Raw genomic sequence first — 13,089 nt, 5'->3', positions numbered from 1 at the left:
CATCCCGTCGGGGGCGCCGAGAGCTGTCCTCTTGCGCGGAACTGCGGTAGATGCCGGCACCTGTGATCAGGTGTCCCGGCCGCCATACGGTCGCGCCAGCTCTGCATCAGGCAGAGTTGGTTCGATCAAGGTTGCATACAGCCTTCGTTGTATACAGTCTTCATCTTACAGGGATCAAGCCGGGCGAGGCTGTGAAGAAGAGCACCACGGCCGATCTCACCTGGGATTCGCGCCGTTCATCCCCAGCCACCCGGCGAGCTTGCCGCCCCTCGCGACCGCGCGCAGGCGCCGTTCCGCCGCGTCCCGGACCGGGTCGGTGGCGACCACGAGCAGTTCGTCCCCGTGCCGCAGCACCGTGGTGGGCAGCGGGACAAACGATTTTCCCTCGCGGACGACGAGGGTGACGGCGGCCCCGGCCGGCAGGCGCAGCTCGTGCACCTCGACACCGTGCATCCGGGAGCCCTCGGGGACCGAGACCGACAGCAGGTGGCCGCGCAGCCGTTCGAGGGGTGCCGACTCGATGCCGAGGTCGGCGGCCTCGGCGCCGTCGCCAAGCCGCAGCGCGTTCGCCAGCCAGGGCAGCGTCGGACCCTGGACGAGGGTGTAGACGACCACCAGCACGAAGACGATGTTGAAGATGCGGCGGCTGCCGTCGACGCCGTTCACCATGGGGATCGTCGCCAGGATGATGGGCACCGCGCCGCGCAGTCCGGCCCAGGACATCAGGGCCTGCTCCGGCCAGGCCACCCGGAACGGCGACAGGCTGAGCACCACGCTCAGCGGACGCGCCACCATGGTGAGCACCAGGCCGATGACGAGCGCGGGCACGATGTCGTCGCCCAGCTCGTGCGGGGTGACCAGCAGGCCGAGCAGGACGAACATGCCGATCTGGGCGATCCAGCCGAGCCCCTCGGCGAAGCCGCGGGTGGCCGGCCAGTGCGGCAGTTTGGCGTTGCCCAGGATCATGGACGCCAGGTAGACGGCGAGGAAGCCGCTGCCGTGGGCCAGGGCGCCTGCCGCGTACGCGGTGACGGCGATGGCCATCACGGCGATCGGGTAGAGGCCGGAGGCGGGCAGTGCCACGTGCCTGAGGGCCCAGGCGCCGAGCCATCCCACCGTGAGGCCGATGGCCGCTCCGATGGCCAGTTCCAGGGCGATCTCGCCCACCAGCACGTACCAGTGCTCGACCGGGCCCGCCGTGGAGAAGGCGACGACCAGGATGACCACCGGGGCGTCGTTGAAGCCCGACTCCGCCTCCAGCGTGCCCGTCACGCGCGCGGGCAGGGGGATCCGCCGCAGCACCGAGAAGACCGCGGCCGCGTCCGTGGAGGACACGATCGCCCCGATGATGAGCGCCTGTCGCCACTCCAGTCCGACCAGGTAGTGCGCGCCCGCCGCCGTGACGCCGACGCTCACCGCGACCCCCGCCAGCGCCAGGGTGGCGGCGGCCGGCAGGGCCGGTCTGATCTCCTTCCACTTCGTGCCCAGACCGCCTTCGGCCAGGATCACCACGAGGGCCGCGTAGCCCATGACCTGGGTCAGCTGGGCGTTGTTGAAGTGGATGTCCCCGATGCCGTCCTGGCCCATGAGGACGCCGATCGCCAGGTACACGAGCAGGCTGGGGAGCCCGCTGCGCGAGGAGATCCGGACCGCCGCGACGGCGACGAGCAGGACGACTGAGCAGACGAGCAGGAGCTGGTCGAGGTGGTGGACGGACAGTGGCGGTTCCTCCCTTGGGCCCGGAAGGCGGGTTCCCGGCCAGTTTTCCGGTCGACTTCCGCGGTTACTTCGTTAGCTTACCTAATTCTTGACGATTTCTTGACGGTTCACAAGGCAAGATCGAACGTCCGTCCGTAGTTGGAGTCGACACCGCGTCAAGAGGCATCGGGCCCTGCGCCTATGGTTGCTCCAGCACTCCAGTACCGCCTGCCGCTCGCGTTAGGACAGCAAGGACAGCGATGCCCCCCAATACCACCGCCTCATCGGGTGACAAGCCCGGCAAGTCCGGCAGGAAGAAGGGGCGCAAAGCCCGTCTTATCGTGCTCGTTCTGGTGTTGGCCATCATCGGAGGCATCGCCTACGGCGCCTACTGGTCCATCAGCACCGTGCGCGCCTCCTTCCCGCAGACCAAGGGATCCATCACGCTCGACGGCCTCTCCGGGCCCGTCGACGTGAAGCGGGACGGCTACGGCATCCCGCAGATCTACGCCTCGTCCGACGAGGACCTGTTCATGGCGCAGGGCTTCGTCCAGGCGCAGGACCGGTTCTACGAGATGGACGTGCGCCGCCACATGACCTCCGGCCGGCTGTCGGAGATGTTCGGCAAGGGCCAGGTCAAGAACGACGAGTTCCTGCGCACCATGGGCTGGGACCGCGTCGCCAAGCAGGAGTACGACACCAAGCTGTCGCCCGCCACGAAGAAGTACCTCCAGGCCTACGCCAAGGGGGTCAACGCCTACCTCCAGGGCAAGGACGCCAAGGACATCTCCCTGGAGTACGCGGCCCTGGGCTTCACCAACGACTACAAGCCGCAGCAGTGGACCCCGGTCGACTCGATCTCCTGGCTCAAGGCGATGGCCTGGGACCTGCGCGGCAACATGCAGGACGAGATCGACCGCGCCCTGATGACCAGCCGCCTCGGCCCCCAGCAGATCGCCGACCTGTACCCGGACTATCCGTACAAGCGCAACAGGGCGATCGTCCAGGAGGGCCAGTACAACGAGCTCTCCAAGACGTTCGAGCAGGGCGGCGGCACGACGGGTACGACCGGCACGGGTACGACCGGCACGGGTGCGAGCGGCACGGGTACGAGCGGCACCACCGGGACCGCCGGCTCCGCGTCGTCCGGTACCTCGTCCGGTTCGGCCGTCACGAGCCAGCTGGAGGGCCTGTACCGCGTGCTCGACGACGTCCCCACGGCCGTCGGCGTGAACGGTCAGGGCATCGGCTCCAACTCCTGGGTGGTCGGCGGGGAGCACACCATCAGCGGCAAGCCGCTGCTCGCCAACGACCCGCACCTGTCGCCCTCGCTGCCCTCCGTCTGGTACCAGATGGGCCTGCACTGCCGGACCGTCTCCAGCAAGTGCCAGTACGACGTCAGCGGCTACACCTTCGCGGGCATGCCCGGCGTGATAATCGGCCACAACGCCGACATCGCGTGGGGGATGACCAACTCCCGGGTCGACGTCACCGACCTCTACCTCGAGAAGCTCAGCGGCGACGGCTACCTGTACGACGGCAAGGTCCGGCCCTTCACGACCCGCGAGGAGACCATCAAGGTCGCCGGCGGTTCGTCGAAGAAGATCGTCGTCCGTCAGACCGAGGACGGCATGCCCCTGCTGTCGGACCGCGACGACGAACTCGTCCAGGTCGGCAAGAAGGCCACCGTCGACACCGCCGCGCCCGACCGCGGTGACGGCTACGGCATCGCCCTGAAGTGGACCGCCCTCCAGGCGGGCACCTCCATGGACGCCGTCTTCGCCCTGGACAAGGCGTCGAACTGGAGTGACTTCCGTTCGGCGGCCAAGCTGTTCGACGTCCCCTCGCAGAACCTGGTCTACGCCGACACCAAGGACAACATCGGCTACACGCTGCCCGGCAAGATCCCCACGCGCGCGCAGGGCGACGACGGTTCCATCCCGGCGCCGGGCTGGAACTCCAAGTACCGGTGGACCGGTTACATCAAGCCGGACGAGCTGCCCTACGAGTACGACCCGAAGCGCGGCTACATCGTCACCGCCAACCAGGCCGTCGTCGACCAGGACAAGTACCCCTACACGCTCACCACGGACTGGGGCTACGGCACCCGCAGCCAGCGGATCACCGATCTGATCGAGTCGAAGATCAAGGGCGGCGGCAAGATCTCGACCGACGACATGCGCCAGATGCAGATGGACGACAGCAGCGAGATCGCCAGGCTGCTGGTGCCCCACCTGCTGAAGATCAACCTCAAGGACAGCGACGTCCGGGAGGCGCAGAAGCTCCTCGAGGGCTGGGACTACACCCAGGACGCCGACTCCGCGGCGGCCGCGTACTTCAACGCGGTCTGGCGCAACATCCTCAAACTGGCCTTCGGCAACAAGCTGCCCAAGGAGCTGCGGCCCGAGGGCCAGTGCCTGTGGGTGGACAAGGCCGACTCGACCGGACCGGTGGACGACGAGACCAAGGTGCGCGAGTGCGGCGAGCGCGCCGCCGACCAGGGGCAGCCGGACGGCGGCGACCGCTGGTTCGAGGTCGTGCGCAAGCTCATCAACAAGCCGGACAGCGACTGGTGGAAGACGCCGAAGTCGGGCACCCGCGAGGGGGCGACCAACCGGGACAAGCTGTTCGAGTACGCCATGAGCGACGCGCGCTGGGAGCTGACCGCCAAGCTCGGCAAGGACATCGACAGCTGGAGCTGGGGCAGGCTGCACCGCCTGTTCCTGAAGAACCAGACCCTGGGCACCGACGGCCCCGGCATCCTGAAGTACGTCCTCAACCGCGGCCCGTGGAAGCTCAGCGGCGGCGAGGCGACGGTCGACGCGAGCGGCTGGAACGCGGCCGGCGGTTACGGCGTGGTGTGGGTGCCGTCGATGCGGATGGTGGTCAACCTCGCCGACCTCGACAAGTCGAAGTGGATCAACCTCACCGGCGCCTCGGGACACGCCTTCAGCGCCCACTACACCGACCAGACCGAAAAGTGGGTCAAGGGCGAGCTGCTGCCCTGGTCGTTCTCCGGCAAGGCGGTCGACGGCAGCACGAGCGACACGCTCGTGCTGAAGCCCTGAGCAGCGGATCGGCGCGGACACCGGAACGGCCCTCCACGCGCGCGTGGAGGGCCGTCCCTCATGCGGCTCGCCCGAAGCGCCGCACCCCCGACGGTGTCACCGCCGCGTGCACCGGCCGGTCGTGCGGCTCCTCCGGGACGCGCTCGACGACCTCCCGGTCGTACAGCAGCACCACCAGCGCGGGGTCCGCGCCCGAGCGTTCCAGCCGTTCCAGGACGCGGTCGTACGACCCTCCGCCGCGGCCCAGTCGCATCCCGCGCGCGTCCACGGCCAGCCCGGGCAGCAGGACGGCGTCGACGGCCGTCACCGCGTCGGGGCCGAGGCGTTCCCCGGCGGGCTCCAGGAGCGTCATCCGCCCACCGTGCCGGACGCCCGCGAGGGAGTCGGGCCCGCGGTACACGCCCCAGTCGAGATCGTTGTCCGGAAGCAGCACGGGCAGCAGCACCCGCACACCCCGCGCCCGCAGCGCGTCCAGCAGGGCGAGGGTGCCGGGTTCGCCGCCCACGGAGACGTACGCGGCCACCACGCGCGCGTGCGCCAGTTCCGTCAGCTCCAGCGCGTGCCCGGCCAGCGCGTCGGCGGCCTCCCGCACGTCATCGGGCGTCAACCTGCTTCTCACCGTGAGGATCTCTCGCCGCAACGTTCGCTTGTCAGCCTCGGACTGACGTCCTGCGTCTTCCACAAGTGGTATACGCGCCTTTCTCATTGCGCTCATATGAGAGCCAACCGGCCGGAGCCACAGTTTTCCCACAAAGGCACCGGATAGGGTTCGGGCATGACTCAGTCGCACCCCAGGATCAGCAAGGCTGTCATCCCCGCAGCAGGCCTCGGTACCCGGTTCCTGCCGGCCACCAAAGCCACTCCCAAGGAGATGCTGCCGGTCGTGGACAAGCCGGCGATCCAGTATGTGGTCGAGGAGGCGGTGTCGGCGGGGCTCGACGACGTCCTCATGATCACCGGACGCAACAAGCGTCCCCTGGAGGACCACTTCGACCGCAACTACGAGCTGGAATCGGCTCTGCAGAAGAAGGGCGACGCAGGCCGGCTCGCCAAGGTCCAGGCGTCCAGCGACCTCGCGACCATGCACTACGTGCGCCAGGGCGACCCCAGGGGCCTCGGCCACGCGGTCCTGTGCGCCGCCCCGCACGTCGGGCACGAGCCCTTCGCCGTCCTGCTCGGCGACGACCTGATCGACCCCCGCGACCCGCTCCTGCAGCGCATGATCGAGGTGCAGGAGCAGAACGGCGGCAGCGTGATCGCGCTGATGGAGGTCGCGCCCGAGCAGATCCACCTCTACGGCTGCGCGGCCGTCGAGGCCACCGAGGACGGCGACGTGGTGAAGGTGACCGGCCTGGTGGAGAAGCCGGACGCGGTGGACGCCCCGTCCAACTACGCGGTCATCGGCCGGTACGTCCTCGACCCGCACGTCTTCGACATCCTGCGCAAGACCGAGCCCGGCCGCGGCGGCGAGATCCAGCTGACCGACGCGCTCCAGCAGATGGCCGACGACGAGAAGGCCGGCGGCCCCGTGCACGGCGTCGTCTTCAAGGGCCGCCGCTACGACACCGGCGACCGCGGCGACTATCTGCGTGCCATTGTCAGGCTCGCGTGCGAACGTGAAGACCTGGGCCCGGACTTCCGGACCTGGCTTCGCAGTTTCGTAGCCGAGGAGATGCAGCAGAGTTGAGCAGCCCCGCGACCCGACCCGCCGCCCCCGACCGCCTGTGGTCGGTGGACGAGCACCTGGAGGACGTCCTCGCCACCGTCCGTCCTCTGGAACCCATCGAGCTGCAACTGCTGGACGCACAGGGCTGTGTCCTGGTCGACGACGTCACGGTGCCGGTCTCGCTGCCGCCGTTCGACAACAGCTCCATGGACGGGTACGCGGTGCGGGTCGCGGACGTGGCGGGCGCGGCCGAGGATTTCCCGGCCGTCCTGGAGGTCGTCGGGGACGTCGCGGCCGGCGCCGCCGAGCTGACCCCCGTCGGCCCGGGACAGGCCGCCCGCATCATGACCGGCGCCCCGCTGCCGCCCGGCGCCGAGACCGTCGTCCCCGTCGAGTGGACCGACGGCGGGCTCGGCGAGGGCCCGGTCGGCGGGATGCGCGCCCGCAGCCTGGCCCCCGAGGGCGCCCGCGGGCACGTGCGCGTGTACCGCCCGGCCGAGGCACGCGCGCACGTGCGCGCGCAGGGCAGCGACGTGAAGGCCGGCGACCGCGCCCTGGAGGCCGGCACGGTCCTCGGCCCGCCGCAGATCGCCCTGCTCGCCGCGATCGGCCGCGGCACGGTGCGGGTACGCCCCCGCCCGCGCGTGGTGGTGCTGTCCACCGGCAGCGAACTCGTCCAGCCCGGCGAGGCGCTGGGCAGCGGCCAGATCTACGACTCCAACAGCTTCGCCCTCACCGCGGCCGCCCGGGACGCGGGCGCCATCGCCTACCGGGTGGGCGCCGTGGTCGACGACGCGGAGACCCTCCGGACCACCATCGAGGACCAGCTCGTCCGCGCCGATCTGATGGTCACCACGGGCGGGGTCAGCGTCGGGGCCTACGACGTGGTCAAGGAGGCGCTGGCGCACGTCGGCGACGCGGAGGAGCCGGGCAGCGGGGTGGAGTTCCGCAAGCTCGCCATGCAGCCCGGCAAGCCCCAGGGCTTCGGCTCCATCGGCCCCGACCACACGCCGCTGCTGGCCCTGCCCGGCAACCCGGTGTCGTCGTACGTGTCGTTCGAGCTGTTCGTCCGCCCCGCCATCCGCACCCTGATGGGGCTGGAGGACGTACACCGGCCCACGACCAGGGCGGTGCTGAGGGCCGGGGAGGCGCTGAGCTCGCCGAAGGGGCGCCGCCAGTTCCTGCGCGGGGCGTACGCCGACGGCGAGGTGACACCCGTGGGCGGTGCCGGCTCCCATCTGATCGCGGCCCTGGCCCAGGCGGACGCGCTGATCGTCGTACCCGAGGACATGGAGAGCGTCGAGCCCGGCGCCGAGGTCGAGGTGGTCCTGCTCGGCTGAGCGGTGCCGGCCCACGGTACCGTGTCGCGCACAACAGGCCCGGACCGAAAGCGCCGCACCCACCATGACTGTGCCTTCCCGGGGGGAGACCCCCGGACCCTCTGAGCAGGACCGACTGACGCACATCGACGACGCGGGCGCCGCCCGCATGGTCGACGTGTCGGACAAGGCCGTGACCGCGCGCACCGCCCGCGCCAGCGGGCGCGTCCTCGTCTCCGCGCGCGTGGTCGAACTGTTGCGCGGCGAAGGAGTGCCCAAGGGTGACGCCCTCGCCACCGCGCGGATCGCGGGGATCATGGGGGCCAAGCGCACCCCGGACCTGATCCCGTTGTGCCATCCGCTGTCGGTGTCGGGTGTGAAACTGGACTTGTCGGTCGCGGACGACGCCGTGGAGATCCGGGCCACCGTGAAGACCACGGACCGCACGGGCGTCGAGATGGAGGCCCTCACCGCCGTGTCGGTCGCCGCGCTCACCGTGATCGACATGGTCAAGGCGGTCGACAAGGGAGCGGTCATCACGGACGTACGGGTGGAGGAGAAGACGGGCGGCAAGTCGGGCGACTGGAGCCGGGCATGACGTACCGGGCTCTCGTGGTCACGGCCTCCAACCGGGCTGCCGCCGGGGTCTACGAGGACAGGGGCGGCCCGCTGGTCGCCGACGGCCTGAAGCGGTTCGGGTTCGACGTCGACGGGCCGCGGGTCGTCCCGGACGGCGATCCGGTCGAGGCGGCCCTGCGCGCCGCGGTGGAGACGGGGTACGAGGTCGTCGTGACCACCGGCGGCACCGGCGTCTCGCCCACCGACCGCACGCCCGAGGCGACACGCCGGGTGATCGACTACGAGGTGCCGGGCATCGCGGAGGCCATCCGGGCGTTCGGCCGGGACAAGGTGCCGACGGCGGCGCTGTCGCGGGGCCTGGCGGGAGTGGCGGGCAGCACGCTGATCGTCAACCTGCCGGGGTCCACGGGCGGGGTGAAGGACGGACTGGCCGTCCTGGAGCCCCTCCTGGCGCACGCCGTCGACCAGATCCGCGGCGGCGACCACGCCAGACCCGGTGCCGGCAGTGGGGGTGCGAGCTGAACAGTCCATCCTGGCCCGCCGTGCTGACGGACGGTGACATCGTCCTCAGGCCGATAAGGCTGCGCGACCAGCGGGCGTGGCGCGAGGTGAACCGGCGCAACCGGGAGTGGCTGCGCCCCTGGGAGGCGACGATTCCGCCGCCCACGCCCACCGGCCCGGTCGCCCACCGGCCGACCTACCGGCAGATGGTCCGGCACCTCAGGGCGGAGGCGAACGCCGGCCGGATGCTGCCGTTCGTCATCGAGTACCAGGGGCGTCTGGTCGGCCAGTTGACGGTGGCCGGGATCACCTGGGGCTCGATGTGCTCGGGCCACGTGGGCTACTGGGTGGACGAGGCGGTGGCCGGCCGCGGGGTGATGCCGACGGCCGTGGCGCTCGTCGTCGACCACTGTTTCCGCACGGTCGGACTGCACCGTATCGAGGTCTGCATTCGCCCCGAGAACGGGCCCAGCCGACGGGTCGTGGAGAAACTCGGATTCCGCGAGGAGGGCCTCAGACCCCGTTATCTCCACATCGACGGGGCCTGGCGGGACCACCTGGTCTTCGCGCTCACCGCGGAAGAGGTGCCCGAGGGGCTGCTCGCGCGCTGGCGGCGCGCACGCTCGCAGAACGCCCCCAATTGAAGTGGACCGCGGTAGGACCGCCCAATTAATCGAATAGTCGTTCGAAATTGATCAGTTGATCCCAACGGGCGCAAAAAAAGCTGGAAATATCAGCCAGATCGTGCGACACACCGGCCGAATTGGCAGATGGCCTCATGCAAACCCCTCTACCGTGTGAGCGTGAGCAGCAGCGGCCTCATCTACGCAGTCATTGTCGGGGCCTGGGCCGCCTACTTGGTGCCCATGTGGCTCCGTAGGCAGGACGAGCTGAATGAGGCCCGTCCGACGGAACGCTTCAGCACTGCCATCCGGCTGCTGTCCGGACGGGCGGGGATGGAGCGTCGGTACGCCAGGGACCTGCGGGCCCGCTCCGCCCAGGAGGGGGAGCGGGACGTCGACGCACCGGACGCCGTCACCGACTCGGTGGACGTCCGGGCCTTCGCCGTGCCTCCGACCCGCCGGGAGGCGCGGCCGGAGACCGGACCGGAGACCCCGGAACGCGCGGAACCCGCGCGCGACCGGAAGGGCGCGCCCGCACCCGAGTCCACCGCGGAACCCGCGTCCACGCCCAAGCGGGTGCCGGCCGCACGGCGCGCACCCTCCCAGGAGGCGGCCGCGGCGCGCGCTCGCCGGACGAAAGTACTCGCGCGCCGTCGGCGTACCACCGTGATGCTCTTCCTGGCCTTCACGCTCGGCGCGGTCGTCGCCGCCGTCGGCGGACTCGCGTTCCTGTGGGCCCCCGCCGTGCCCGCCGCCATGCTCAGCGCGTACATCGTCTACCTGCGCGCCCAGGAACGCCGTCGCTTCGCCTACCAGATGGACCGACGGCAGGCCGAGGCCGCGGCGCAGCGGCTGCGCGAGCGCCAGCCCCGCCGCCGCTCGCCCCTGGAAGCGGGTACGGGCACCGCCGAACCGGACGAGGGGCCCGAGCCGGAGACCGACCCCGGGGAGTCCGCGCTCGCCGCCGACCGCCGCGCCCTCGTCGAGCAGACCGACCACGCCGAGTGGGTGGACCAGCAGCGCGAGCGTCGCCGCCGGCCCGGGCACGGGGACAGCTGGGACCCGGTGCCGGTGCCGCTGCCGACCTATGTGACCGCGCCGGTCGCGCCCCGGGCCACCTCCGACGTGGACCTGACGGCGCCCGACACCTGGAGCTCCGCGCGGTCCGGTCCGGTGACCCCGGAGCACGAGGCGCAGGCCGCCGCGCGCGACCCGGAGCCCGGCGAACCGGAGGCCACCGCCGAGGACAGGCCGGCCGACGACGGGCGCACCGACGCCCGCCGCGCCGCCTCCGCCCGCCGGGCCCGCGAGCGCGGGCGCACCCCGCTCTTCGACCAGTACGAGGACGGCGACCGACCGCGCGCTGCCAACGAGTGAAGCCCGGCCCTGACCAGTCAGGGAACGGATTTCCAAGCACCCCGACGGGGATGCTAGAGTTTCACTCGTTGCAAGGGCCTGTGGCGCAGTCCGGTAGCGCACCTCGTTCGCATCGAGGGGGCCAGGGGTTCAAATCCCCTCAGGTCCACGCATCTCAAAGCCCCGGTCGGGATCTCCCGACCGGGGCTTTGACGTGCCGTGAGGCGGCGTGCGCGCAACGTCGGCCGGTGGGGCCGGCGGGCGGTCGGCCCGCCGGAGCACTACCTGGCCGCAGTGGGGACCCACTGGCGCTCGCCGGCGTCGTCCGTGCCGTACCAGTAGCGCGGCATTCCCTTGATGCCGGTGGTGCGGAACGGGCGGCCGTGGTCGTCGACGCGGAGCGTGCCGGTGCGGCCCCGGGAGGACCAGTCGAGCTCGAGGTACCAGCGCACGTCGTAGGCCTGGGTCGTCGCGTCGACCAGCAGCACCTCGGGGTGCTCGACGGAGACGCGGTACGGGAAGTGCACGGCCGGGATGGTGTGCTCGCTGTCGGCGCCGTCCTTCGGGCGGGCGATGGGCCGGCCGGCGTCGAGGTCAACGGTGAAGCTGCGGGGCGTGAGTTCGCCCCCGCAGCCCTGGTCCATGGCGTACGCGTTGCCGGCGGCCGGGTTGCCGCGGCTGACGACGCGGACCCGGAGCGCCTCCAGGACGACCGCCGTGGACGACCGGCCCTGTACCGAGATCTGCACCATCGTCTGCCGCCCGTGCACCGCCCCCTGCGTCGCCGCCCACACCGCGGCGTCCTGCTGCACCGGGGGCGGGGGCACCTGCGCGGGCGGCTTGTCGATGACGTAGTCGTGGCCGCAGCCCAGCTCCCACACCTGGGAGTCGGCGCTCCAGGTGACGGGCAGGCCGGTGGCCGGCTTTCCAGCGGTGGTGTGGTGCGGGCTCGCGGCCGGCGGGCCGGCGGCCTTCTTCTTGCCGTTCTCCGGGCGCGGTAAGGACGAGCTCCGGTCGTGGGTGGGGGAGGGACTCGCGGACGGTTTCGGCTTTGCCGAGTGACGGGGCGTCGGGAGAGCGGTCGTCCGCGGGCCGGAGGAGACGTGCGCGCCGGACGCGGCCGAGGAGCGATGGTCGGCCGACCGGTCCGACCGGGCCGACAGGCCGACCGCGGTCGCGAGCAGCGCGCAGGCGGCAGCGGTGGACACCAGGACTCGCCGGCGGCGGTACCAGGGGCTGGAGGCCGGGGTGGGGGAGGGCGCGGGCTCTCCCGCGCCCTGCCGTGCGTCGGCGTGCTCGGCGGCGGTGGTGGGCGCTTCGACCGTCGGCTGCTCGGCGGTGGCGGCCGTTTCGTCCCCCGGCTGCTCGGCGGCGGCGGTCGTTTCGTCCACTGGCTGCTCGGCGGCGGCGGTCGTTTCGTCCACTGGCTGCTCAGCCGCCGCGGCCCCCGTACGCACCCGCTGCCGCTCCGCCACCGCGAGCAGCCACCGCCGGTGCAGTTCGAGTCGTTCCTCCGGTGTCGCCTCGCAGAAGGCGGCCAGCCGTTCCACGGGGGCGAAGTCCTGGGGCACGGCCTCCCCCGCGCAGTAACGGTGGAGCGTCGAGGTGTTCATGCCCACGCGCCGGGCCAGGGAGCCGTAGCTCCGGTCCGTACGGTCCTTCAACCGCCTCAGCAGCTCCGCGAACTGCTCGACGTCGCCCCGAACCGACACGCGTTCCCCCGTCATCCACCGACTCCCGCATCCCAGGCACTCGTATATCTGCACGTCAGCAGGGCTGGGATGGTTCCACCGCCGCCGAACGGGCGCCGAGCGTTGCGCCGGGCTCCCATGACGGCCGATGCTCTTGGTGTCGCACCGACCAGGGCCGGACCGACCAACCGGCGTCGCCGCGGCATTCGACACCCACGCACTCGTTCACGGGGGACAGCCATGCCCAAGCGCACCCGAGCAGGCGCGCTCATCGCACTCACCGCCGCAGGTCCCGCCTTCGGCACCGCGCTCGCCGCACCGGCGGACGCCGCCACGAAGGCACCCGGTTTCCTCGCGGCCGGTTCTCGCGGCTGAAGCGGGACATCGAGTCCTCCGCGGCACGGACCGAGAAGGCGGACCCTGACCTCGAGGTCGCCTTCCAGCGCAAGCTCCACCGACCAACGCTCCACCGACCGCACGACCAGGGCCGCCCTCCCGCCACGGGGGTCGGGAGGGCGGCCCACCGACGCATCACCACACACTTCGGAAACGGGGAACCCACACATGAACAGCAAGACCCGCACCACC

Annotated in this window: 11 protein-coding genes and 1 tRNA gene; 9 read left to right on the top strand and 3 right to left on the bottom strand. The window is 71.3% G+C overall.

What is annotated here, in order from left to right:
• Positions 1-216: 216 nt before the first annotated feature.
• Positions 217-1,719, bottom strand: coding sequence for a potassium/proton antiporter (locus tag ACWC21_RS30585; RefSeq protein ID WP_450886540.1), 1,503 nt, complete (start codon positions 1,717-1,719; stop codon positions 217-219).
• A gap of 239 nt (positions 1,720-1,958) precedes the next feature.
• On the opposite strand from ACWC21_RS30585, the gene ACWC21_RS30580 reads away from it, so the two are divergent.
• Positions 1,959-4,766, top strand: coding sequence for a penicillin acylase family protein (locus ACWC21_RS30580; RefSeq protein ID WP_450886452.1), 2,808 nt, complete (start codon positions 1,959-1,961; stop codon positions 4,764-4,766).
• Positions 4,767-4,824: 58 nt separating this feature from the next.
• Here ACWC21_RS30580 and ACWC21_RS30575 read toward each other — a convergent pair whose 3' ends face one another.
• Complete coding sequence (locus ACWC21_RS30575) at positions 4,825-5,472, bottom strand: 5-formyltetrahydrofolate cyclo-ligase (RefSeq protein ID WP_450886450.1); 648 nt, start codon at positions 5,470-5,472, stop codon at positions 4,825-4,827.
• Between the two features lie 69 nt (positions 5,473-5,541).
• Here ACWC21_RS30575 and galU point away from each other — a divergent pair, with 69 nt between their 5' ends.
• The 7 genes from galU (at position 5,542) to ACWC21_RS30540 (ending at position 10,979) form a co-directional block, all read left to right on the top strand.
• Complete coding sequence (galU, locus tag ACWC21_RS30570; RefSeq protein ID WP_450886448.1) at positions 5,542-6,453, top strand: UTP--glucose-1-phosphate uridylyltransferase GalU; 912 nt, start codon at positions 5,542-5,544, stop codon at positions 6,451-6,453.
• Positions 6,450-7,772 (top strand): molybdotransferase-like divisome protein Glp, encoded by a 1,323-nt coding sequence (gene glp, locus ACWC21_RS30565; RefSeq protein WP_450886446.1) that lies wholly within the window; start codon positions 6,450-6,452, stop codon positions 7,770-7,772. The genes galU and glp overlap by 4 nt, the downstream gene beginning before the upstream one ends.
• A gap of 64 nt (positions 7,773-7,836) precedes the next feature.
• Positions 7,837-8,349, top strand: a complete 513-nt coding sequence (gene moaC, locus ACWC21_RS30560) for a cyclic pyranopterin monophosphate synthase MoaC (protein ID WP_450886444.1) — start codon at positions 7,837-7,839, stop codon at positions 8,347-8,349.
• Positions 8,346-8,852 carry a MogA/MoaB family molybdenum cofactor biosynthesis protein gene (locus ACWC21_RS30555; protein WP_450886443.1) on the top strand — a complete coding sequence of 169 codons (507 nt, stop codon included), beginning with the start codon at positions 8,346-8,348 and terminating at the stop codon, positions 8,850-8,852. Before moaC ends, ACWC21_RS30555 begins: the two co-directional genes overlap by 4 nt.
• 20 nt (positions 8,853-8,872) lie before the next feature.
• The gene (locus tag ACWC21_RS30550; RefSeq protein WP_450886441.1) at positions 8,873-9,475 is read left to right on the top strand and encodes a GNAT family N-acetyltransferase; all 603 of its coding nucleotides are present in this window, start codon (positions 8,873-8,875) and stop codon (positions 9,473-9,475) included.
• 159 nt (positions 9,476-9,634) lie between these two features.
• Complete coding sequence (sepX, locus tag ACWC21_RS30545; protein ID WP_450886439.1) at positions 9,635-10,831, top strand: divisome protein SepX/GlpR; 1,197 nt, start codon at positions 9,635-9,637, stop codon at positions 10,829-10,831.
• Between the two features lie 74 nt (positions 10,832-10,905).
• Positions 10,906-10,979 (top strand) — tRNA-Ala (locus ACWC21_RS30540).
• Positions 10,980-11,091: 112 nt separating this feature from the next.
• Here ACWC21_RS30540 and ACWC21_RS30535 read toward each other — a convergent pair.
• A complete protein-coding gene (locus tag ACWC21_RS30535; protein ID WP_450886438.1) occupies positions 11,092-12,537 on the bottom strand; it encodes a helix-turn-helix domain-containing protein in 1,446 nt (481 codons plus the stop codon).
• A gap of 204 nt (positions 12,538-12,741) precedes the next feature.
• On the opposite strand from ACWC21_RS30535, the gene ACWC21_RS30530 reads away from it, so the two are divergent.
• On the top strand, positions 12,742-12,876 hold the full coding sequence (locus ACWC21_RS30530; protein WP_450886437.1) for a hypothetical protein: 135 nt from the start codon (positions 12,742-12,744) through the stop codon (positions 12,874-12,876).
• Positions 12,877-13,089 lie beyond the last annotated feature (213 nt).

Source organism: Streptomyces sp. NPDC001348 (genome assembly GCF_053597535.1).
This window is presented reverse-complemented; position numbering and strand designations above follow the sequence as displayed.